The sequence below is a fragment of the Shinella sp. GW835-FHT14H05 genome, assembly GCF_058793575.1.
On record NZ_JBXAFY010000005.1, the window covers coordinates 178591 to 201780 of the forward strand.

11 protein-coding genes are annotated in these 23190 nt (G+C 64.2%); 7 read left to right on the forward strand and 4 right to left on the reverse strand.

The annotated features are described in order from the left end of the window. The first annotated feature begins 338 nt into the window (after positions 1-338). The gene (locus AC1Q6Z_RS17595; protein ID WP_492648721.1) at positions 339-8831 is read left to right on the forward strand and encodes a glycoside hydrolase family 94 protein; all 8493 of its coding nucleotides are present in this window, start codon (positions 339-341) and stop codon (positions 8829-8831) included. Between the two features lie 28 nt (positions 8832-8859). Continuing rightward, positions 8860-10029, forward strand: a complete 1170-nt coding sequence (locus AC1Q6Z_RS17600; protein WP_492648722.1) for an OpgC family protein — start codon at positions 8860-8862, stop codon at positions 10027-10029. Positions 10030-10038: 9 nt separating this feature from the next. Here AC1Q6Z_RS17600 and AC1Q6Z_RS17605 read toward each other — a convergent pair whose 3' ends face one another. Then, positions 10039-11796 carry a glucan ABC transporter ATP-binding protein/ permease gene (locus AC1Q6Z_RS17605; RefSeq protein WP_492648723.1) on the reverse strand — a complete coding sequence of 586 codons (1758 nt, stop codon included), beginning with the start codon at positions 11794-11796 and terminating at the stop codon, positions 10039-10041. A 301-nt stretch (positions 11797-12097) separates the two neighbouring features. On the opposite strand from AC1Q6Z_RS17605, the gene AC1Q6Z_RS17610 reads away from it, so the two are divergent. The 3 genes from AC1Q6Z_RS17610 (at position 12098) to AC1Q6Z_RS17620 (ending at position 17048) form a co-directional block, all read left to right on the forward strand. Next, a complete protein-coding gene (locus AC1Q6Z_RS17610; RefSeq protein ID WP_492648724.1) occupies positions 12098-12838 on the forward strand; it encodes a helix-turn-helix transcriptional regulator in 741 nt (246 codons plus the stop codon). A 121-nt stretch (positions 12839-12959) separates the two neighbouring features. Next, positions 12960-16418 (forward strand): pyruvate carboxylase, encoded by a 3459-nt coding sequence (pyc, locus tag AC1Q6Z_RS17615; RefSeq protein WP_492648725.1) that lies wholly within the window; start codon positions 12960-12962, stop codon positions 16416-16418. Positions 16419-16496: 78 nt separating this feature from the next. Further along, positions 16497-17048 carry a GNAT family N-acetyltransferase gene (locus AC1Q6Z_RS17620; RefSeq protein WP_256119545.1) on the forward strand — a complete coding sequence of 184 codons (552 nt, stop codon included), beginning with the start codon at positions 16497-16499 and terminating at the stop codon, positions 17046-17048. Position 17049: 1 nt separating this feature from the next. On the opposite strand, the gene AC1Q6Z_RS17625 is transcribed toward AC1Q6Z_RS17620, so the two are convergent. The 3 genes from AC1Q6Z_RS17625 to acnA all read right to left on the reverse strand — a co-directional run bounded on the left by AC1Q6Z_RS17625 (position 17050) and on the right by acnA (position 21410). Further along, positions 17050-17424, reverse strand: a complete 375-nt coding sequence (locus AC1Q6Z_RS17625) for a DUF2794 domain-containing protein (protein WP_319324935.1) — start codon at positions 17422-17424, stop codon at positions 17050-17052. Positions 17425-17764: 340 nt separating this feature from the next. After that, positions 17765-18541, reverse strand: a complete 777-nt coding sequence (locus tag AC1Q6Z_RS17630) for a DUF1223 domain-containing protein (protein WP_435268355.1) — start codon at positions 18539-18541, stop codon at positions 17765-17767. Positions 18542-18716: 175 nt separating this feature from the next. Next, on the reverse strand, positions 18717-21410 hold the full coding sequence (acnA, locus tag AC1Q6Z_RS17635) for an aconitate hydratase AcnA (protein ID WP_492648726.1): 2694 nt from the start codon (positions 21408-21410) through the stop codon (positions 18717-18719). Between the two features lie 267 nt (positions 21411-21677). Between acnA and ccmA the strand changes: the two genes are divergently transcribed. Both ccmA and ccmB read left to right on the forward strand, forming a co-directional pair. Next, positions 21678-22316: a heme ABC exporter ATP-binding protein CcmA gene (ccmA, locus tag AC1Q6Z_RS17640; protein ID WP_492648727.1), complete on the forward strand. Its 639-nt coding sequence runs from the start codon at positions 21678-21680 to the stop codon at positions 22314-22316. A 199-nt stretch (positions 22317-22515) separates the two neighbouring features. After that, on the forward strand, positions 22516-23175 hold the full coding sequence (ccmB, locus tag AC1Q6Z_RS17645) for a heme exporter protein CcmB (protein ID WP_256119540.1): 660 nt from the start codon (positions 22516-22518) through the stop codon (positions 23173-23175). Positions 23176-23190: the final 15 nt, after the last annotated feature.

The following is a 23190-nucleotide window of genomic DNA, read 5'->3' on the forward strand; positions in this document are numbered from 1 at the left end:
TGCATTTGGCATCCGCCTGTCCTATGCGCTCGTGCGGCCCCATCCGGGTCTTGCGATTCACCAAAACCACAAATGAGGGTCGATGCTGCGCCATCCGGTCATGTTGACATGTTGCAAGTCTCTGTCCTTGCGGCTAAAAAATGCCGTTTTCATGCACCACGCGGCCAGGATGCCAAGCAGCGTGTCGCCTGAGCCATGTCCATTCCATTCGCGCCATCCGGGCGCCGTATGGTCTCATGGCTGATCGCGGCACCGAGATGAAGCCTGCCCGCAACAAACCGTTCGGCGCAAAGGCCGTTGCCGGATGGTTCCATATGGCCGGATCCAGAATCAGAAACATGCCCCTTCACAATACGCCGCAAGCCCCTTCGCGCGACGCCGACGCCAAGCAGATCGATTATAACGATTCGATCCGCGCCACCTATCTGTCGCTGGAGGAGCTCGCCGATTGCGGTGAAGCGCTGGCGCGCGACAAGACCGCGGCGCTGCCCGGCTTCCAGCCCTTCGAATTCCGTGCCCGGCACAAGGAAAACGAGAAGGAAATCTTTCGCGTCTACCAGGCGACGGCCAAGGATGTCGAAGCGGGCGCACAGATCACGCCGGCCGCCGAATGGCTGCTCGACAACTATTATGTCGTCGAAGAGGCGATCCAGGAGGTCCGGCGCGACTTCCCGCGGCGGTTCTATCGCCAGCTCCCGACCATTCAGATCGAGGGGCAGGTGGTGCCGCGTACGTTGGCGCTCGCTTGGCTCTATGTCGCGCATACCCATAGCGGCGTCTCGCATGAGGGGCTGACGTCCTTCGTGCAGGGCTTCCAGAAGCTTGACGCGCTGAAGATCGGCGAACTCTGGGCGCTGCCCTCCTTCATTCGCTTCGTGCTGCTCGAAAACCTGCGGCGCATATCGAGCCGCGTCGAGCGCTCGCGAAAAATGCGGTTCAAGGCGAACGAAGTGGCCGACGAACTGATCCGCCTCAACGATCCGGAAAAGTGCATCGCGCATCTCCAGTCGATGGAGAGCTTCGTCGAGGACAATACCTTCGTCATCCAGCTTCTTTATCGCCTGCGCGACGGCCTCCAGGCCTCCGGCGCGGTGATCCAGTGGCTAGAGCGCAAGATCGAAAGCCGCGGCACGGATCTCGAAGAACTGATCGTCGCGGAGAACAACCGGCTTTCCTCCGGCAATGTGACGATGAGCTCGCTGATCAAGAGCCTGCGCTCGGTGGACGACACGGAATGGCCGGTCTGGTTCGAAAGTGTGAGCCGTCTCGACGAGGCGCTGCGGCAGGGTTCGGACTATAGCGACCTCGATTTCGGCTCGCGCAACAAATACCGCAACACGATCGAGCGTTTCGCCCGCCGCTCCGGCAAGACCGAGCTGGAAGTGACCGAGATCGCGCTGGCCATGACGGCGGAAGATGCCGCGGCCCATGCGGACGATCCGGAATATCAGGCCAATGTCGCCTCCTTCCTCGTCGGCAAGAAGCGCAAGCTGCTCGAAAAGCGCATCGACTACAGCCCCTCGATCGTCCAGCGCGTCGTGCGCTTCGGGCGCCGGCTCGACTGGTTCGCCATTGCCGGGCCGAACATCATCCTGACGCTGCTCGCGATGATCGCGGTCTATTATTTCCTCGATCAGCTCGACATTCCGGACGGCGCCTGGCTGATCATGCTGATCCTCTTCGCGCTGCCGGCCTCCGAAGGGGCGACGGGCCTGTTCAACACGCTCGTCACCTTCTTCGTCACGCCGTCGCGCCTCGTCGGCTATGAATTCAAGGACGGTATTCCCGAGGATGCGCGCACGCTCGTCGTGGTGCCCTGTCTGATTTCCAAGCGCGACCATGTCGACGAGCTGGTGCGCAATCTCGAAGTCCACTATCTCGCCAATCCGCGCGGCGAGATCTATTTCTCGCTGCTCAGCGACTGGGCCGACAGCTCGTCCGAGGAGACTCCCGCCGATCTCGACGTGCTCGACTATGCCAAGCGCGAGATCGCCACCCTTTCGGCGCGCTACGCCTATGACGGCCGCACGCGCTTCTACCTGCTGCACCGCCGCCGCCTGTATAATCCGTCCGAAGGCTGCTGGATGGGCTGGGAGCGCAAGCGCGGTAAGCTGCACGAGCTGAACCTGCTTCTGCGCGGTGACGGCGACACGACCTTCCTGCCGGGCGCCAACATCGTGCCGGCGGACGTGAAATACGTCATGACGCTCGATTCCGACACGCGCCTGATGCGCGATGCGGTGACGAAGCTCGTCGGCAAGCTGCACCACCCGATCAACCGTCCGGTCATCGACGCGGACAAGGGCGAGGTCACCGCCGGCTACAGCATCCTGCAGCCGCGCGTGACACCCTCGCTGACGACGGGCAAGGAAGCCTCAACCTTCCAGCGCATCTTCTCCGCCGACCGCGGCATCGACCCCTATGTCTTCACCGTGTCCGACGTCTACCAGGACTTCGTCGGCGAAGGCACCTTCACGGGCAAGGGGCTCTATCACGTCGATGCTTTCGAGGCCTCGGTGAAGGGCCGCATCGAGGAGAACTCGGTGCTCAGCCACGACCTTCTCGAAGGCTCGCTGGCGCGCTGCGCCCTGGTGACGGATGTCGAGCTGGTGGAGGATTTCCCGACCCGCTACGGCGTCGAAACCTCGCGCCAGCATCGCTGGGCGCGCGGCGACTGGCAGCTTCTGCCCTATATTTTCGGCCCGTCGAGCGGCATTTCCATGCTCGGCCGCTGGAAGATGTACGATAACCTGCGCCGCAGCCTCATCCCGATCGGCTGGCTCGTCGCCTCCGTCATGGGCTGGTACTATATGGAGCCGCGCCAGGCGCTGATCTGGCAGCTCGTGCTGATCTTCCTGCTCTTCGTCGCCCCGACGCTGTCGCTGATCTCCGGCGTCATGCCGCGCCGCAACGACATCGTCGCGCGCGCCCATGTGCACCGCGTCTTCTCCGATATCCGCGCGGCCAATGCGCAGGTGGCGCTGCGCATCGCCTTCATCGCCCATTCGGCGGCGCTGATGGCGGATGCGATCGTGCGTTCGCTCTATCGCACCATGGTCAGCCGCAAGCTGATGCTGGAATGGCGCACGGCCGCGCAGGCCGACAGTGCCGCGCGCGGCGGCATCCTCGCCCATTACAAGTCGATGTGGCAGGCGCCGGCGCTGGCGGTGCTGTCCGTGGCGCTCGCCATGATCTCGGATACCGGGCTTCCCTATATCGGCATTCCCTTCGCGCTCGTCTGGGCGCTCTCGCCGATGATCGCCTGGTATGTCAGCCAGACGGCGGAGACCGAGGACCAGCTCGTCGTCTCCGACTATGTGGCGAGTGAACTGCGCAAGATCGCGCGGCGCACCTGGCGCTATTTCGAGGAATTCGTCACCGCCGAGCAGCACTACCTGCCGCCGGACAATTTCCAGGAAACGCCGCAGCCGGTGCTCGCCGAGCGCACCTCGCCGACCAATGTCGGCGTCTACCTGCTGTCGGTGATCTCCGCGCGCGATTTCGGCTGGATCTCGTTTGAGGAGACGGTACGCCGTCTCGAACAGACGATCGCCACCATCGACGGCATGCCGAAATATCGTGGCCATCTCTACAACTGGTATCGCACCAACACGCTGGAAACGCTGGGGCCGCGTTATGTCTCGGCGGTCGACAGCGGCAACCTCGCCGGCCACCTCATCGCCATCTCCTCCATGTGCCGCGAATGGGCGGAGGCGCCGTCGGCGCATCTGCAGGGCAGCCTAGACGGCATCGGCGACGTCGCCTCGATCCTTTCGGAAACGCTGGCGCAACTGCCGGACGACCGCAAGACCGTGCGGCCGCTGCGCCGCCTCATCGAGGAGCGTATCGCCGGCTTCCAGAATGCGCTCGCCGCCGTCAAGCGCGAGCACGAATTCGCCTCCATCCGCGTCATCAACCTTTCGGTGCTGGCGCGCGACGTCAACAAGCTGATCGTCAACCTCGACCACGAGATCAAGTCGGCCGAGAGTGGCGAGCTCGTCAAATGGGCGGGTGCGCTGGTTGCGACCTGCGAGGCGCATATTGCCGACAGCGTCTTCGACCTCGGCAGCATCGAGCCGCTGCGCGACCGCCTGGTCGTGCTGCGCGACCGCTCGCGCGACATCGCCTTCTCGATGGATTTCGGCTTCCTGTTCCGGCCGGAGCGCCGGCTGCTCTCGATCGGCTACCGCGTCGAGACCAACGAGCTCGACGAGGCCTGCTACGACCTGCTCGCCTCGGAAGCACGTCTCACCAGCCTCTTCGCCATCGCCAAGGGCGATCTTCCGACCGAGCACTGGTACAAGCTCGGCCGTCCGGTCGTGCCGGTCGGCTCGCGCGGCGCGCTGGTCTCCTGGTCCGGCTCGATGTTCGAGTACCTGATGCCGCCGCTCGTCATGCAGGAGCGCCAGGGCGGCATCCTGAACCAGACGAACAACCTCGTCGTGGTGGAGCAGATGAACCATGGCCGCCGTCTCGGCACGCCCTGGGGCATTTCGGAAGCAGCCTTCAACGCCCGCGACCATGAGCTGACCTACCAGTACACCAATTTCGGTGTGCCGACGCTCGGCCTGAAGCGCGGCCTTGGTCAGAATGCCGTCATCGCGCCCTACGCCTCGCTGCTGGCGGCGCAATATGCGCCGAAGGAGGCGCTCGACAACCTCGAACGTCTGCGCAAGCTGGGTGCACTCGGCGTCTACGGTTTCCATGATGCCGTGGATTTCACGCCGACCCGCGTGCCGGAGGGCAAGACCTGCGCCGTCGTGCGCAACTACATGGCGCACCATCATGGCATGTCGATCGCCGCGGTCGCCAATGTCGTCTTCAACGGCGCGCTGCGCGAACGTTTCCACGCCGACCCCGTCATTGAGGCGGCGGAACTGCTGCTCCAGGAAAAGGCGCCGCGCGACATTCCGGTCATCAACGCCAAACGCGAGCCGGAGACCGTCGGCAGCACGCAGGCCGACCTGCTGCGCCCGGAAATCCGCATCATCAAGGAGCCGTTCAACAAGGAGCGCGAGACCGTCTTCCTGTCGAACGGCCACTATGCCGTGATGCTGACGGCGACCGGTGCCGGCTATTCGCGCTGGAACGGCCAGTCCGTCACGCGCTGGAAGCCCGATCCGACCGAGGATCGCTGGGGTTCCTTCCTGTTCCTGCGCGATACTGCGACGAACGAGTGGTGGTCCGCGACCGCCGAGCCGAAGCGCATCGAGGGCGAGGTCACGAAGACCCAGTTCGGCGACGACAAGGCGGAGTTCATCAAGACCGTCGGCACGCTGACGAGCGAGGTCGAATGCATCGTCGCCACCGAGCACGATGCCGAAGGCCGCCGCCTGACGCTGCTCAACACCGGCACCGAGGACCGCTTCATCGAGGTGACCTCCTATATGGAGCCCGTCATCTCGACGGATGATGCCGACAGCGCCCATCCGATGTTCTCGAAGATGTTCATCAAGACGGAGATCGGCAAGCGCGGCGACGTCATCCGCGCCGAGCGCCAGAAGCGCAATCCGAACGAACCGGACATGGTGATCGCCCATCTCATCGTGGACAATGCCGGCCCCTCGCGCCGCACAGAGATCGAGACCGATCGCCGCCGCTTCATCGGCCGCGGCCGCTCGCTGACGACGGCTGCCGCCTTCGACGCCGGCGCGCAGCTTTCCGGCACGGACGGCTTCACGCTCGATCCGGTCATGGCGCTGCGCCGCGTCGTGCGCGTGCCGGCGGGCAAGAAGGTCAAGGTCATCTTCTGGACCATCGCGGCGCCCAGCCGCGCCGAGGCGGACGCTGCGATCGACCGTTACCGCCATCCGGACGTGTTCAACCACGAAATGATCCATGCCTGGACGCGCTCGCAGGTCCACATGCGTCATGTCGGCGTAACCTCGCAGGAGGCCGCAAGCTTCCAGATGCTCGGCCGCTACCTGATCTATCCGGATATGCATCTGCGCGCCGATACCGGCACCATCCAGACGGGGCTCACCGCCCAGTCGGCGCTCTGGCCGCTGGCAATTTCGGGCGACTTCCCGATCTTCGTTCTGCGCATCAATGACGATATAGACCTCGATGTCGCCCGCGAGGCACTGCGCGCGCAGGAATATCTGCGCCACCGCGGCGTGACGGCCGACTTGGTGATCCTCAACGAACGCGCCTCCTCCTATGCGCAGGACATGCAGCACGCGCTCGACCAGATGTGCGAGAACCTGCGCATGCGCGGGCAGTCCGATGGCGTGCGCCAGCATATCTTCGCCGTGCGCCGCGACCTGATGGAGGTCTCCACCTGGCAGGCGCTGCTTGCCACGGCGCGCGCCGTCTTCCATGCCCGCAACGGCTCCCTTTCGGACCAGATTGCCCGCACGGTCGCGCTGTTCTCCACGCCGCGCGGCGACGAGGAGACCAAGGCCGATCCGACCTTGCCGAAGCCCGCGGCACCCCCCGCCGGCGAGCCGGTGACGATCGATGGCGAGGGCCTGACCTTCTGGAACGGTTTTGGCGGTTTCAACGGCGAGCGCCGGGAATATGCCATGCGGCTGCGCGGCGGCGAAGCGACGCCGCAGCCGTGGATCAACGTCATCTCCAACCAGCATTTCGGCTTCCACGTCTCGGGCGAGGGCGCCGGTTTCACCTGGAGCCGCAATTCGCGCGATTTCCAGCTGACGGCCTGGACCAACGACCCGGTGGTCAACCGCCCGGGCGAGGCCTTCTACGTGCGCGATCGCGATCGCGGCACGGTGATGACGCCGTTCGCTGCGCTGTCGCGCAAGCCGACGGTGAAGTTCGAGACCTGGCATGGCCTCGGCTACAGCGCCTTCCGCAGCTGGGAGGACGGTATCGAGCTCGATCTCGTGCAGACGGTCGACGCCGAGGAACCGGTCAAATATTCTCGCCTCGTCGTCAAGAACACCGGCGAGACGGAGCGCAGCCTGACGGTCTACGGCTATGTCGAATGGGTGATGGGCAACAATGCGGCAAAGACCGCGCCCTTCGTGCTGACCAGCCATGACGAGGAGGGCGGCGCGCTCTTTGCGACCAACCCGTACAGCTTCGACTTCGCCGGCCGGACCAGCTTCTTCGCCGTCGATGCGCCGCTTGCGGGCTTTACCGCCAAGCGCCGCGAATTCATCGGCCGCGGCGGCGATATCGTGCTGCCGGGGGCGGTGGTCAGCGGGCAGGCGCTCTCCGGTTCCGCCGACGGCATCGGCGATCCCTGCGCGGCACTCGCCGTCGACATCACGCTGAAGCCGGGCGAGAAGCGCGAACTGATCTTCGTGCTCGGCGACACCGAGGATGCGGACAGTGCGCGGATGCTTGCGGACAAGAGCCGAACGGCCGATTTCAACACGGTCATGAAGGCGGTTCGCGGCTATTGGGACGATTTTACCGGCACGCTGCAGGTCAAGACGCCGGATGCCGCCCTCGACCGGATGGTCAACGACTGGCTGCCCTACCAGGCGCTCGGTTGCCGCATCCTGGCGCGCACCGCCTTCTACCAGGCGAGCGGCGCCTATGGTTTCCGCGACCAGTTGCAGGACACGCTGGCCTTCATCCTGCATCGTCCGGAACTCGCCCGCGGGCAGATTCTCAACGCCGCCGCGCGCCAGTTCGTCGAAGGCGACGTGCAGCATTGGTGGCTGCCGGACAGCGGCGCCGGCGTGCGCACCGCCATCTCCGACGACGTGGTGTGGCTGGCCCATGCGGTCGAATATTATTGCCGGGTGACCGGGGATAATTCGGTGCTCGACGAAAGGCTCGCCTTCATCGAAGGCCAGCCGCTCGCCGAAGGCCAGCACGATGCCTTCTTCAAGCCGGGCCGCTCGGCGCAAGAGGCGCCGCTCTACGACCATTGCGCCCGCGCGCTCGATCTCGCGCTTCAGCGTACCGGCGAGAATGGCCTGCCGCTGATGCTCGGCGGCGACTGGAACGACGGCATGAACCGGGTCGGCGAAGCCGGCCGCGGCACGAGCGTCTGGCTCGGCTGGTTCCTCGCCGGCACGCTGCGCGGTTTCATCCCGATCGCACGCACGCGTGGCGATCACGGCCGCGCCGATCTCTGGGAAGGCCATCTCGGCCGCCTGCGGCAGGCGCTGGAAACGGTCGGCTGGGACGGCGCCTATTATCGCCGCGGCTATTTCGATGACGGCACGCCGCTCGGCTCGGCCGGAAATGCCGAATGCAGCATCGATTCCATCGCGCAGAGCTGGAGCGTGCTCTCCGGCGAGGGGGATGCGGACCGCGCGCGCCAGGCGATGGATGCGGTCATGGCCGAACTCGTCGACCGGGAAAACGGCATCATCCGCCTGTTCACCCCGCCCTTCATCGAGACCCCGCAGGACCCCGGCTATATCAAGGCCTATCCGCCGGGCGTGCGGGAAAACGGCGGGCAATATACCCATGCCGCAACCTGGGTCGTGCTGGCGCTGGCGCGCCAGGGCCGGGCCGAGGACGCCTGGACCTGCTTCAACCTCTTGAACCCCGTCAACCACGCCAAAAACCCGGAGGCGGCCGAGCTCTACCGCGTCGAGCCCTATGTCGTCGCAGCCGACGTCTATGGCGAAGGCGAGCGGACGGGGCGCGGCGGCTGGACCTGGTATACGGGCTCGGCCGGCTGGCTCTACCGGGCGGCAGTCGAGGGCATTCTCGGCATCCGCCGGGAGGGCGGCCGTCTCTTCATCGAGCCGGTGCTGCCCGCGGCCTGGAACGGCTACGAGGCGACACTCGTTCTCGATGGCCGCACGCTGGAAATCCGCGTCGAGCGGGGCGGCGACGGTGGATGGCAAGCAAGTGTGAACGGAACTGTCATCAAATCTTCAAACGAGGGTTATTTGGTCTGATCCACCCCCATCGTGGACCAGAGCAGACATGACTGACAGACATGGACCGGGGGGCGTCGTGCCGCAGACACGCGACACGCGCCTCGACGTCTTCCGGGCGCTTGCCCTCCTGACGATCTTCGTCAACCACGTTCCCGGCCAGTACCTGGAACACCTGACGCACAAGAATTTCGGCTTTTCCGATTCGGCGGAAGCCTTCGTGCTGATTTCCGGCGTGTCGGTCGGGCTTGCCTATGGCGGGCGTTTTGCCGTCGGCGAGCGGCTGGCGGTGACCCTCCGCATCCTGCGCCGCGCGCTGACGCTCTATGTCGCGCATATCATGACGAGCGTCATCACCTTCGCGATCTTCGCAGGCGGCGCGCTGTGGTTCTCGCGACCGGACCTGTTGTCGGAAATCAACCTGCGCGCCGTCGTCGACCGCACGGAACAGGGGGTCGTCAGCATGGTGCTGCTCGGCCACCAGTTCGGCTACAACAACATCCTCTCCATGTATGCCATGCTGTTCCTGATGCTGCCGGGTTTCCTGTGGCTCTACCAGCGCAGCGTACGCCTGCTGATCGCCGTCTCGGGCACGATCTGGCTTTGCGCCGGGATCTGGCGGATCGCGCCGTCGAATTTTCTCGACGACGGCTACTGGTTCCTCAACCCGCTGTCCTGGCAGTTCCTCTTCGTCATCGGCTTCGTCGGCGTGCTGCGCGCCAAGGCCAAGGGCTTTTCGCGCAATCCCGTGCTGCTGGCGCTCTCGGCCACCTATCTCGTGGTCTCGATGCTGTGGGTCGTGCTCGCCTGGTGGAACATCGACTTCTCCTACGGCCTGCCGGCGGTGCTGACGGGCTTCGACAAGACGTTCCTGTCGACGACGCGGTTGCTGCATGTGTTGGCGGGCGCTTACCTCGTGGCGACGATCCCGGTTCTATCCAACTGGGCGGCCCTGCCGATCAGCCATCCGCTGGTGGCGGTTGGGCGGCATTCGCTGGCGGTCTTCATCTTCGGCACGATCCTCGCCATGGCGGGGCAGGTGCTGATGTTCGTGACCGGCAAGAACCCGATCCTCGGCACGCTCTATACGCTCGCCGGCATCGCGCTGCATTTCGCCTATGCGCGCTACCTCGACTGGCAGGCCTCCATCACCGGCCCCAACGCAAAACGGCAGGGCATGCGTGCCCTGCCGGTCGAAGGGGGCGATGCCCCGAAGTGATGATGACGATCAGGCGGCGGTGTGGCTCTTGCGCACGTCGTCGTCCGTCAGGATGCCGCTTGCCCGGAGCAGGGCGGCAAAACGGCCGTTGCTCTGGCTGAGATCGTTGAAGGTGCCCATCTCGGCGATCTGGCCGTGATCCATGAACACGACGAGGTCGGCCTCGCGCACCGTCGACAGGCGGTGGGCGATGATGAAGGTCGTGCGGTTGCGGCGAAGCTGGTCGATCGCCGACTTCACACGGGCCTCCGTCTCCACGTCGAGCGCGCTGGTCGCCTCGTCGAGCACGAGGATCGGCGCGTTCTTGAGGATCGCGCGGGCGATCGCGATGCGCTGGCGCTCGCCGCCGGACAAGCGGTTGCCCCGCTCGCCGACATGGGTCTCGTAGCCGCTCTGGCGCGAGGTGATGAAGTCGTTTGCCGCTGCCGCCTCGGCAGCAGCCTCGATTTCCTCCTGCGTCGCGCCCTCGCGGCCGAGACGGATATTGTCGGAGATAGAGCGGTTGAGCAGGCCTGCATCCTGGAACACGGTGGCGATCGACCGGCGCAGCGACTTGCGCGTCACCGTGCCGATATCGACGCCGTCGATGAGGATCTGGCCGGAACGCGGCTCGTAGACGCGCTGCAGCAAGTTGACCAGCGTGGTCTTGCCGGCACCCGTCGGGCCGACGATGGCGACGGTCTGGCCGGCCTCGACGGTGAAGGAGACATCGCGCACGCCCTGGGTGGCATTGGCGAAGTCGAAGCAGACATTGCGGTATTCGACCCTGCCCTTGACGTCGCCGAGTTCGCCGGCCGTGGACGGCTCTTCGCGGTCCTTGACGGCGTCTTCCAGCGTGAAGAAATCCTCAAGCTTGGCGCGCGCCTCGAAGATCTGCGTGGCGAAGGCTTTCATCTGGTCCAGGCGGCCGATGAGCAGGCCGGCAAAGCCGATGAAGGCGATGACGTCGCCGACGCGGATTTCGCCACGCTGCACCAGCACCGTGCCGATGACGAGGATGGTCATCATCGAAATCGTGGACGCGATACGGTTCAGGGCGCTGGCGATCGCCCACCAGTCGAGCACCGGGAACTGCGCATTGATCAGGCGTTCGGCAAAGCGCTTCAGTTCGCGTGTCTCCGACTCGATGCGGTTGTAGCTGTGCACGACCGAAACGTTGCTGATGGAGTCCGACACATGGGAGAAGACGGTGTGGTAGTGGTTTTCGACCGAGGCCTGGCCCTCGCGGGTGCGGTTCATCACCACTTTGCCGATGATGACATAAAGCACGCCGAGCACGACCAGCACCAGCGACAGGCGATAATCCATCACGAAGGCGGTGGGAATGAGCAGCACCAGCGCGATGGCGGTGGCGAGGTGCGTGCGCATGAATTCGAGCCAGAGGCCGAACAGCGTTTCGCAGGCGCGCAGCAGCGTGTGCAGGGCATTGGAGGTGCCGCGCTGACTATGCCAGGAGAGCGGCATGGAGATGATGCGGCCGAAGGCTTCCGTCAGAAGGCTCGCGCGCCGGCCATGGGCCAGGCGGTCCGCCTCGCGGGCAACGAGCACATAGGCGAAGGTGTTGAACAGGCCGAAGCCCGCCCACATCAGAAGCATCGGCGTCACGTCGCCCTTGGAGGAGATGGCGTCAATGATGCGACCGAAGAGGATCGGCTCGGCAATGGTGATGACCGCGAGCACGATATTGGCCACAACCACCGAACCCACACGAATCTTGTAGACCCCCAGATAACTGAGAGCTCTTGCATAGACCTGAAACAAAGACACGGAATAAGGCCTTTCCGGCGATACCTGTTGTGCGGTGCAGCGAAAGCACCCGTTTTCTTTGCAGTGCGCTGTTAATCAGCGGAAGGGGCAAAAGTTCGTGAACGACGTGCAAATTTCATGACTCACATGAAATGTTGCGTGATTTTCAGTTTTGCGCGTCACGACGTCCCTTAGCCGATTGATTTTCATCATGCGATCCTGCCAATTGTATGCGGGGCAACATGAATGGGACATGACTGGTCGAAAGAGGGCCAGCTTCATTTCTTCTGGATATGGAATGGGCGCATAAAGTGCAGGGCATATGAAAATCAACCTGCTGGTACAGTTTCTTGCGCTGATCGACGAATTGCGGGGCCGGGAAGAGACGACGGCCGAGTTCGAACGTCTGCTGTCGCATTACGGCTTCGACTATTACGGTCTCATCCAGGCGCCGAAGCCGGTGGAGAGCCCGGCGAGCCTGTTGCTCGCCGGCCGCTGGCCCAAGGGTTGGCCCGAAACCTATCTGCGCAAGCGCTACATGCAGGTCGATCCGACCGTGCGTTACCTCGGCCATGCGCAGGCGGGGTTTCGCTGGCGCGACACGCTCGGCGCCTTCCGCCTCAGCCCGCACCGCAAGCGCATGGAGCGCATGATGGTGGATGCGCGCCAGAACGGGCTGGAGGACGGCTACATGTTCCCGGTGCACGGCCGGCGCGGCCTGCTCGGCAGCCTCAGCCTCGGCGGCAGGCCGGTCGAGCTGGAAAGCGTCGAGATCGGGCTTTTCGACAGCATCGCCCGGCAACTCTACTGGAAACTGCTGCTGGCGGCCGATCCGGAAGCGGCGGCGCGGCTTTCCGCCATCGTCGACGTGGAATTGACGCGGCGCGAAATGGAGGCGCTAAGCCTGCTTGCCGAGGGCATGACCTCGCATGACATCGGCCGCGTACTCGGCATTTCCAGCCACACGGTCGACTGGTACATGAACGGCATCCAGGAGAAGCTCGGTGCGCGCAACCGGCACCACGCGGTCGCCATCGCTTTCCGGCTCGGGCTCGTTTCCTGAGCCTCGACGGCGCAATTCTTTTGCCGGATGACGACTCCAAAATTGAACTTTGAAAATAAGCCGCTAATAATTCTCTTCGCGGGTGCAGCAATTCCCGTTTTCAAGTCATGAGGAGTCCGACTTGCCCATTTCCAAGATCCTTGTCGCCAACCGGTCCGAAATCGCCATTCGCGTGTTCCGCGCAGCCAACGAGCTCGGCATAAAAACGGTGGCGATCTGGGCGGAAGAGGACAAACTGGCACTGCACCGCTTCAAGGCGGATGAAAGCTACCAGATCGGCCGCGGCTCGCATCTTTCCCGTGATCTTGGGCCGATCGAAAGCTACCTGTCGATCGAAGAGGTGATCCGCGTCGCCAAGCTTTCGGGTGCCGATGCCATCCATCCCGGCTACGGCCTTCTTTCCGAAAGCCCGGAATTCGTCGATGCCTGCGATGCTGCCGGCATCATCTTCATCGGCCCGCGGCCCGATACGATGCGCCAGCTCGGCAACAAGGTCGCCGCGCGCAACCTGGCGATTTCCGTCGGCGTTCCGGTCGTGCCGGCGACCGATCCGCTGCCGGACGATGCCGATGAGATCCACCGGCTTGCCGAAAGCATCGGCTATCCCGTCATGCTGAAAGCCTCCTGGGGCGGCGGCGGGCGCGGCATGCGCGCCATCCGCGACCCGAAGGACCTGCTGCGCGAGGTGACGGAAGCCAAGCGCGAGGCGAAGGCCGCCTTCGGCAAGGACGAGGTCTATCTCGAAAAGCTCGTCGAGCGCGCCCGCCACGTCGAAAGCCAGGTGCTGGGCGATACGCACGGCAATGTCGTGCATCTCTTCGAGCGCGACTGCTCCATCCAGCGGCGTAACCAGAAGGTCGTCGAGCGTGCACCGGCACCCTACCTCAACGAGGCGCAGCGCAAAGAGCTTGCCGACTATTCGCTGAAGATCGCGCGTGCCACGAACTACATCGGCGCCGGCACGGTCGAGTATCTGATGGATGCCGATACCGGCAAATTCTACTTCATCGAGGTCAATCCGCGCATCCAGGTCGAGCACACCGTCACGGAAGTCGTGACCGGCATCGACATCGTGAAGGCGCAGATCCACATCCTCGACGGGGAGGCGATCGGCACGCCGGAATCGGGCGTGCCGGCGCAGGAGGACATCCGCCTCAACGGCCACGCCCTCCAGTGCCGCATCACCACGGAAGACCCGGAACAGAACTTCATTCCCGACTATGGCCGCATCACCGGCTATCGCTCGGCCTCGGGCTTCGGCATCCGCCTCGATGGCGGCACGGCCTATCCGGGCGCGGTCATCACCCGTTTCTACGATCCGCTGCTCGTGAAGGTCACGGCCTGGGCGCCGAACCCGGTGGAGGCGATCACCCGCATGGACCGCGCGCTGCGCGAATTCCGCATCCGCGGCGTTGCGACGAACCTGACCTTCCTTGAAGCGATCATCAGCCACGAGCAGTTCCGCAACAACACCTACACGACCCGCTTCATCGACACGACGCCGGAGCTGTTCCAGCAGGTGAAGCGCCAGGACCGTGCGACGAAGCTGCTTACCTATCTCGCCGACGTCACCGTCAACGGCCATCCGGAGGCCAAGGGCCGTCCAAAGCCGCCGGCGGATGTCGCCAAGCCCGTCGTGCCCTTCATCGAGGGCACGATCCAGGCTGGCACCAAGCAGAAGCTCGACGAACTCGGCCCGAAGAAATTCGCCGAATGGGTTCGTGGCGAGACGCGCGTGCTGATGACCGACACGACGATGCGTGACGGCCACCAGTCGCTGCTCGCCACCCGCATGCGCACGCATGATATCGCCCGTGTCGCCGGCACCTATGCCCGCGCGCTGCCGCAGCTCTTCTCGCTCGAATGCTGGGGCGGGGCGACCTTCGACGTCTCCATGCGCTTCCTGACGGAAGACCCGTGGGATCGTCTCGCCCGCGTGCGCGAAGGCGCGCCGAACCTGCTGCTCCAGATGCTGCTGCGCGGCGCCAACGGCGTCGGCTACAAGAACTATCCCGACAATGTCGTGAAATACTTCGTGCGCCAGGCGGCCAAGGGCGGCATCGACGTGTTCCGGGTGTTCGACTGCCTGAACTGGGTCGACAACATGCGCGTCTCGATGGAGGCGGTGGCGGAGGAGAACCGGATCTGCGAGGCGGCGATCTGCTATACCGGCGATCTCCTGAACTCGGCCCGCCCGAAATACGACCTCAAATATTACACCGCGCTCGCCGCCGACCTCGAAAAGGCCGGCGCGCATATGATCGCGCTGAAGGACATGGCGGGTCTGTTGAAGCCGGCGGCGGCGCGCGTGCTGTTCAAGGCGCTGCGCGAATCCACCGACCTGCCGATCCATTTCCACACGCATGATACGTCGGGCATTGCGGCTGCGACCGTGCTTGCCGCCGTCGAATCCGGCGTCGACGTGGTGGATGCGGCGATGGATGCGCTCTCCGGCAACACCTCGCAGCCCTGCCTCGGCTCGATCGTCGAGGCACTGAAGGGCACCGACCGCGATCCGGGCCTCGATCCCGAATGGATCCGCCGCATCTCCTTCTACTGGGAGGCCGTGCGCTTCCAGTACGCCGCCTTCGAAAGCGACCTCAAGGGGCCGGCTTCCGAAGTCTACCTGCATGAAATGCCGGGCGGCCAGTTCACCAACCTCAAGGAACAGGCCCGTTCGCTCGGGCTTGAGACCAAGTGGCACAAGGTGGCCCAGGCCTATGCCGACGCCAACCAGATGTTCGGCGATATCGTCAAGGTGACGCCGTCCTCCAAGGTGGTGGGCGACATGGCGCTGATGATGGTCTCGCAGGACCTCACCGTCGCCGACGTGGAAAACCCGGCCAAGGACGTCTCCTTCCCGGAATCGGTCGTCTCCATGCTCAAGGGCGATCTCGGCCAGCCTCCGGGCGGCTGGCCGGCAGGACTGCAGAAGAAGGCGCTGAAGGGCGAGGAACCCTATACCGCGGTGCCGGGCTCGCTGCTGCCGCCGGCCGATCTCGACGCCGAGCGCAAGGCGGTCGAGGAGAAGCTGGAGCGCAAGGTCGACGATTTCGAATTCGCCTCCTACCTGATGTATCCGAAGGTCTTCACCGATTATGCGCTCGCCGCCGATACCTATGGTCCGGTGAGCGTTCTGCCGACGCCCGCCTATTTCTACGGCCTGTCGCCGGGCGAGGAACTGTCGCCGGAACTGGAAAAGGGCGTCTCGCTCGTCATCCTGCACCAGGCGCAGAGCGAGCCGGATGCGCAGGGCATGGTAAAAGTGTTCTTCGAGCTGAACGGCCAGCCGCGCCTCATCAAGGTGCCGGACCGCAACCGCGCGGCGACGTCAACGGCGCGGCGCAAGGCGGACATCGGCAATGCCGCCCATCTCGGCGCGCCGATGCCGGGCGTCATCTCGACGGTCTCGGTCTCGGCCGGCCAGGCGGTCAAGGCCGGCGACGTACTGCTCTCCATCGAGGCGATGAAGATGGAAACGGCGCTGCATGCGGAGAAGGACGGCACGGTCTCGGAGGTGCTGGTCAAGGCCGGCGACCAGATCGACGCCAAGGACCTGCTCATCGTTTACGGTGCCTGATACGTCAAACGTCGCTTGAAAGCCAAACCCGGATATGGGATGGACGCCCATCCCATATCCGGAATATGCAGGCTTTCCATGAGCTTCGTCATTCGCACCGCCGACCTCGGCGACATTGCCGCCTTCACCGAAATCTACCGCGAATCCGTGCTGAACGGGGTGGCGAGTTACGAGATCGACCCGCCCTCGCTCGACGAGATGGCGGCGCGGTTCCAGGCGATCACCGACAAGGGTTATCCCTATATCGTCGCCATCGAGCAGACCGGGCTCATCCTCGGCTACGCCTATGCGTCGGCCTTCCGCACGCGGCCGGCCTATCGCTGGCTCGTCGAGGATTCGGTCTACCTGGCGCCGGAAGCGCGCGGCAAGGGCGTCGGCAAGGCGCTGCTGGCGGAACTGATCCGCCGCTCGACGGAGCTCGGCTTCCGCCAGATGGTGGCCGTCATCGGCGGCGCCCATCCGGCCTCGATCGCCGTGCACGCGGCTGCGGGTTTCGAACATTCTGGCCGCATGACCGCCACCGGCTTCAAGCACGGCCGCTGGCTCGACACCGTCTTCATGCAGCGCGCGCTGGGCGACGGCGCGGAAACCGAGCCGTCTTCGGCGACCTATCCGGGGACGATGGCCTGAATCACGTCTCGATCAGCCGCAGCACCTTGTCGAACACCTTGAGCACCTGGTTGAGCTCATGGCCGCGCTTCAAAATGGTGCCGTGCTGGTTGACGACGCTGTAGGCGCCCTGTTTGGCGGCAAGCTTGGGGTTTTTCTCGATGCGGTAGAGCGGCATTTCGCCCGAGCGCTTGAAGACGGAAAACACCGCCTTGTCGCGCATATGGTCGATTGCGTAGTCGCGCCATTCCCCTTCGCCGACCATCCGGCCGTAGACCCAGAGGATTGCATCGAGCTCCCGTCGATGGAAGGTTACAGGCAGCGGATCCCGGCTGCTCTTATATTCCCTAAGGTCGACCACGACATTGGAAGCCTGCAAATCCGGCTGATCAGTCATCGAATCTCCGCACCTCGTCTGTGACGGCTGGGTGACAGTGTGCCTGACCAAAACGGAAATGCAAGGCGGATGGGCGAAGACTTGCGTTTTCGCAAAAATCCTTCTCGCCGCAATTCAGACAAACAGACGCCCAATTTACGGGAGAAAGTCCGCCAGTCGCAGCCTCTACCTGCCTGCTGCCTTGTGCGGGAAGCAGGTATTGTCGGGGTGCGTCTGTCGAAGTTGCCCAGTATTCCGTTGCCGGTAGCTTCGTCTCGGTCCGGTCCGTCTTTCTTCGAACCCTCAAGCCCCAGCCCCTCGAAGAAGCCGGACCGGACCTCCCCCCAAGGGGGAAAGACATTCATCGCGAAGCTTTATCACCCGTCAAAACGGTCGCACCCAAAATGGCGCCCGGCGTATCGGCGGTGCGCATGCGCTGCAAAAGCACGGCGCAGCCGCCGGATTTCTTTTTCTTCTTCAGCATGTCGGCCGGCAGGACCAGGTTGGTCTCCTTACCTTCCCACATGCCGATCGTTTCCATGTCGGTGACGGCGTGCCAGTAGTTGACGCGCTTGCCGCGGTTTTCGCCCTTGTCGATGTCGATCGTGCGTTCGCGCTCGAAATAGGCGATGACGATATTGGCCTTGCCCTCGCCGGGGCCGACGCGGATGCGCAGCTCGTCGTTCTTCACCTCGACATCAACCGGTACGTTGAGCCCCTTGCCCTCGTTCGGCATGGCGCCGATGCGCGAGCGGATGCCGGAAATATCGGCGCCGTTGATGTGCTCGCGGCCGTTCAGCACGGCCTGGGGCGTGTAGACGCCGCTGCGCCCGAACATGCGGGCATAGGCATATTGCCGGTCGGTATTGTCCTTGGAGGCGAGCGTGTCAGCCCAGCCGAGATAGTTCCAGTAGTCGACATGGTAGGAGAGCGCGACGACCTCGCCTTCCTGCGCCAGCGCGGCGAGCGCCTTGTCGGCCGGCGGGCAGGAGGAGCAGCCCTGGCTGGTGAAGAGCTCGACGACACCCTTGGGCTTGATGGATTGCTTGGTGACGGATTCCTGGGCATGTGCAGCCCCTGCGCCGGCTCCGAGCGCAAGCAGGATCGCCAGACATTCCAGTATGTGCGGTCTCGGCATGATCATTTCCAATGGAGTGGCGGCGGGTGGCCAGCCATTTGAGCCCGTCATACGCGCTTGCCGGTTCAACAGGAAGTCACGATGGAGTGAGACTCATAGCTGAGAAAAACGCTCCGGAAAACGAAAAATGCCGGGGTTTTGGCCCCGGCATTTCGCATTTTGACGCTGAAAACGATCAGGCGGCGAGATCGCGCAGAACGGTCTGAAGAATGCCGCCATTGTTCATGTAGGTCACCTCGTCGAGCGTATCGATGCGGCAAAGCAGCGGAACCTCCTTCACCGTGCCGTCGGCATAGGTGATCCTGGCGATCTTCTTCTCGCGCGGCTTGATGTCGCCTTCGAGGCCGTCGATCGTGACGACTTCGTCGCCCTTGAGGTCGAGCGTCGCCCAGGTCGTGCCGTCCTCGAAGACGAAGGGCACGATGCCCATGCCGACGAGGTTGGAGCGGTGGATACGCTCGAAGGACTGCGCCACCACGGCCTTCACGCCAAGGAGGTTGGTGCCCTTGGCCGCCCAGTCGCGCGACGAGCCGTTGCCATATTCGACGCCGGCGAAGATGACGAGCGGAACGCCCTCGGCCTTGTACTTCATGGCCGCGTCGTAGATCGACATCTCTTCCTTGGTCGGATAGTGGATCGTGTAGCCACCTTCCTTGCCGTTCGGGCCGAGCATGTGGTTGCGGATGCGGATGTTGGCGAAGGTGCCGCGCATCATCACTTCATGGTTGCCGCGGCGCGTGCCGTACTGGTTGAAGTCGGCGACGGCGACGCCGTTGCCCGTGAGGTACGCACCAGCAGGCGATGCCGCCTTGATCGAACCGGCCGGGGAAATGTGGTCGGTGGTGATCTTGTCGCCGAACAGGCCGAGGACGCGGGCACCCTCGATGTTCTTGAGGCCCGAGCCGGTCTTGCCCATGCCGACGAAGTAGGGCGGGTTCTGCACATAGGTCGACTGGTCGTCCCAGGCATAGGTCTGGCCCGCCGGCACCTGCACGGCCTGCCAGTTCTCGTCGCCCTTGAACACGTCGGCATACTTCGCGGCATAGAGCGCGCGGGTGACGTATTTCAGGATGAATTCCTGGATTTCCTGCGAGGTCGGCCAGATATCCTTGAGGTAGACGGGATTGCCGTCCTGATCGTCGCCGATCGGCTCCTTGGTGAGGTCCTTCTGGACGGAACCGGCCAGCGCATAGGCCACGACCAGCGGCGGCGAGGCGAGGTAGTTCGCCTGCACGTCCGGCGAGATGCGGCCTTCGAAGTTGCGGTTGCCGGAGAGAACGCCGGCGGCAATCAGGCCCTTGTCGTTGATCGTCTTGGAGATCGGCGCCGGCAGCGGGCCGGAATTGCCGATGCAGGTCGTGCAGCCGAAGCCGACGAGGTTGAAGCCGAGCTTGTCGAGATCTTCCTGCAGGCCGGACTTGGCGAGATATTCACCGACGACCTGCGATCCCGGTGCGAGCGACGTCTTGACCCACGGCTTGGTCTTCAGGCCCTTGGCGACCGCGTTGCGGGCGAGCAGGCCGGCAGCGATGAGCACCGACGGGTTGGACGTGTTGGTGCACGACGTGATGGCGGCAATGGCGACGTCGCCGTGGCCGATATCATAGTCGGTGCCTTCGACAGGGTAGCGGTTCGAAAGCTGGCCGGGCTTCTTGTAGTCGGTGTCCATCGAGCCGGCGAAGCCGGAGGCGATGTTTTCCAGCGGGATGCGGCCTTCCGGGCGCTTCGGGCCGGCCATGGCGGGCACGACGTCGCCGAGGTCAAGTTCGAGCGTGTCGGTGAAGACGAGGTCGGCGCCGTCGCCGTCACGCCACATGCCCTGGGCCTTCGAATAGGCTTCGACCAGCGCGATGCGCTGTTCTTCGCGGCCGGACATGGTGAGGTAGTTGACTGTTTCGCCGTCGACCGGGAAGAAGCCGCAGGTCGCGCCGTATTCCGGGCCCATATTGCCGATCGTCGCGCGGTCGGCGAGCGTCATGTTGTCGAGGCCGGGGCCGAAGAATTCGACGAACTTGGAGACCACGCCCTTCTTGCGCAGCATCTGCACGACCATCAGCACGAGGTCGGTCGCGGTGACGCCTTCCTTGAGCTTGCCGGTCAGCTTGAAGCCGATGACCTCGGGCAGAAGCATGGAGACCGGCTGGCCGAGCATGGCGGCTTCCGCCTCGATGCCGCCCACGCCCCAGCCGAGAACGCCGAGGCCGTTGATCATGGTCGTGTGGCTGTCGGTGCCGACGCAGGTATCCGGGTAGGCGATGATCTCGCCGTCTTCTTCCTTGGTCCAGACCGTCTGGCCCAGATACTCCAGATTGACCTGATGACAGATGCCGGTGCCCGGAGGAACGACGCGGAAATTCTTGAAGGCCTGCTGGCCCCACTTCAGGAAGCGGTAGCGCTCGCCGTTGCGCTCGTATTCGAGCTCGACGTTGCGGGCAAAGGCGGTCGGCGTGCCGAATTCGTCGACGATGACGGAATGGTCGATGACGAGGTCGACGGGAACGAGCGGGTTGATCTTTTCCGGGTCGCCACCGAGCGACACCATCGCGTCACGCATGGCCGCAAGGTCGACCACGGCGGGAACGCCGGTGAAGTCCTGCATCAGCACGCGGGCCGGGCGATAGGCGATCTCGTTTTCGACCGTGCCCTTGTTCGTGAGCCATTCGGCGACGGAAAGGATGTGTTCCTTCGTAACCGACCGGCCGTCCTCGAAGCGCAGCAGGTTCTCCAGAAGCACCTTCATCGAGTAGGGGAGCTTCGAGACGCCCGCGAGGCCGTTCGCCTCGGCCTTGGGCAGGCTGTAATACACATAGTCGGTGTCGCCCACCGTAAGGGTCGAACGACAATTGAAGCTGTCTAGGGATTTGGACACTGTATACCCCGTTCCGTCTGGTCGCCAGAAAACTGACGTACGAACGCCCGTGCGCGTTGAGCGCGAATGGGATGCGGGTGCGGCCATTTCCGCTGTCCGTACGCGAGAATCATTCCCGTGTTCGGCGCTTGGATGAAATTCACGCCGACCGCTGGCGTGTTGCGGGCGTTATAGATAATTTCCACCAAACGTTCCAGAGCGCTTATAGGCAAATCGGGACAATTTTTTTGCGTTGCGACCAAGGTCGTAAAAGGAAAGTGAACAGCCATGCGGCTCGTCGCCGAGGGATTGAGCGCCACGCGCGGCGAAGACCTGATTTTCCAAGATATTTCCTTCGAAATCGCCGGCGGCGAAGCGCTTGTCGTCAAGGGGCCGAACGGGTCCGGCAAGTCGACGCTGCTGAGGGTTCTGGCGGGTCTGCTTCCGGCGGAATCCGGCACGGCGAAGCTGCTTGCTGCACCGCACCCGGTGGAGCGCCTCGGCGAGGCCTGCCACTATCTCGGCCACCGCAATGCGATGAAGCGGGAGCTTACCGTCGACGAGAATCTGGCCTTCTGGAAGGACTTCTTCGGGGATTTTCCCGGGGGGGCGGGTGTGGATGTCGACGAGGCGGTCGAATCAGTCGGCCTCGGCGGCATCGCGCACCTTCCGTTCGGCTATCTCTCGGCCGGCCAGCAGCGCCGCATGGCGATGGCCAAACTGCTGGTCGCCTGGCGGCCGGTGTGGATCCTCGATGAGCCGACGGCGGCGCTGGATGTGGCGGCCGAGACGATGTTTGCGGGGCTGGTGACGGCGCATCTTGGCTGCGGTGGCATCGCGATTGCCGCGACGCATCAGCCGTTGGGGCTGGAGGCGCGGGAACTGCGGATGACGGGTTTTGCGGGTGTGATGGAGAATGTGTGGTGATGCGCTTCGCGACCCCCCTCTGCCCTGCCGGGCATCTCCCCCTCAAGGGGGGAGATCGAATCGCGGAAACGTCTCACCCATCGCGTACGTCGTGGAAGAGGGAGTGCCTTCGCACCCAGCCAATCTCCCCCCTTGAGGGGGAGATGCCCGGCAGGGCAGAGGGGGGGGAGCCACGTCCGCAACGCCCGAGGATGCAGGCATGATCGCCCTCCTCGCGCGCGACCTCAAGCTCTCCGTCCGCGCCGGCGGCGGTGCGCTCATCGGTGTGCTCTTCTTCATGACCGTCGTCGCCGTCATTCCCTTCGGCGTCGGCCCGGATCTCAATCTCCTCGCCCGCATCGGCCCGGCCATCCTCTGGATCGGCGCGCTGCTTGCCTCGCTGCTCGGCCTCGACCGGCTGTTCCAGGCCGAACGCGAGGATGGCTCGCTCGACCTGCTCCTGATGCAGGAGACGCCGCTGGTGCTCACGGTGTTCGTCAAATGCATCGCGCACTGGCTCGCGACGGGCCTGCCGCTCGTCATCGCCGCGCCGCTGCTCGGCCTGTTCATGAACATGGACGAGACGGCGATCGCGGCCACCACGCTGACGCTGCTCGCCGGCACGCCCGCCATCACCTTCATCGGTGCCGCGGGTGCCGCGATCGCCGTGGCGCTGCCGCGGGGCGGGCTGCTTGTCTCCATCCTCGTGCTGCCGCTTGCCATTCCCGTGCTGATTTTTGGCGTCAGCGCGGTCTATGCGGCGATCCAGGAGCCGGCGCCCTTCCTGCCGCCGTTCCTCATTCTCGTCGCCCTCAACCTGCTCTTCGCCGTCATCGGGCCGGTCGCGGCGGCTGCGGCGCTCCGGCTTTCGAGTGACTGACACGAATGTGATTGC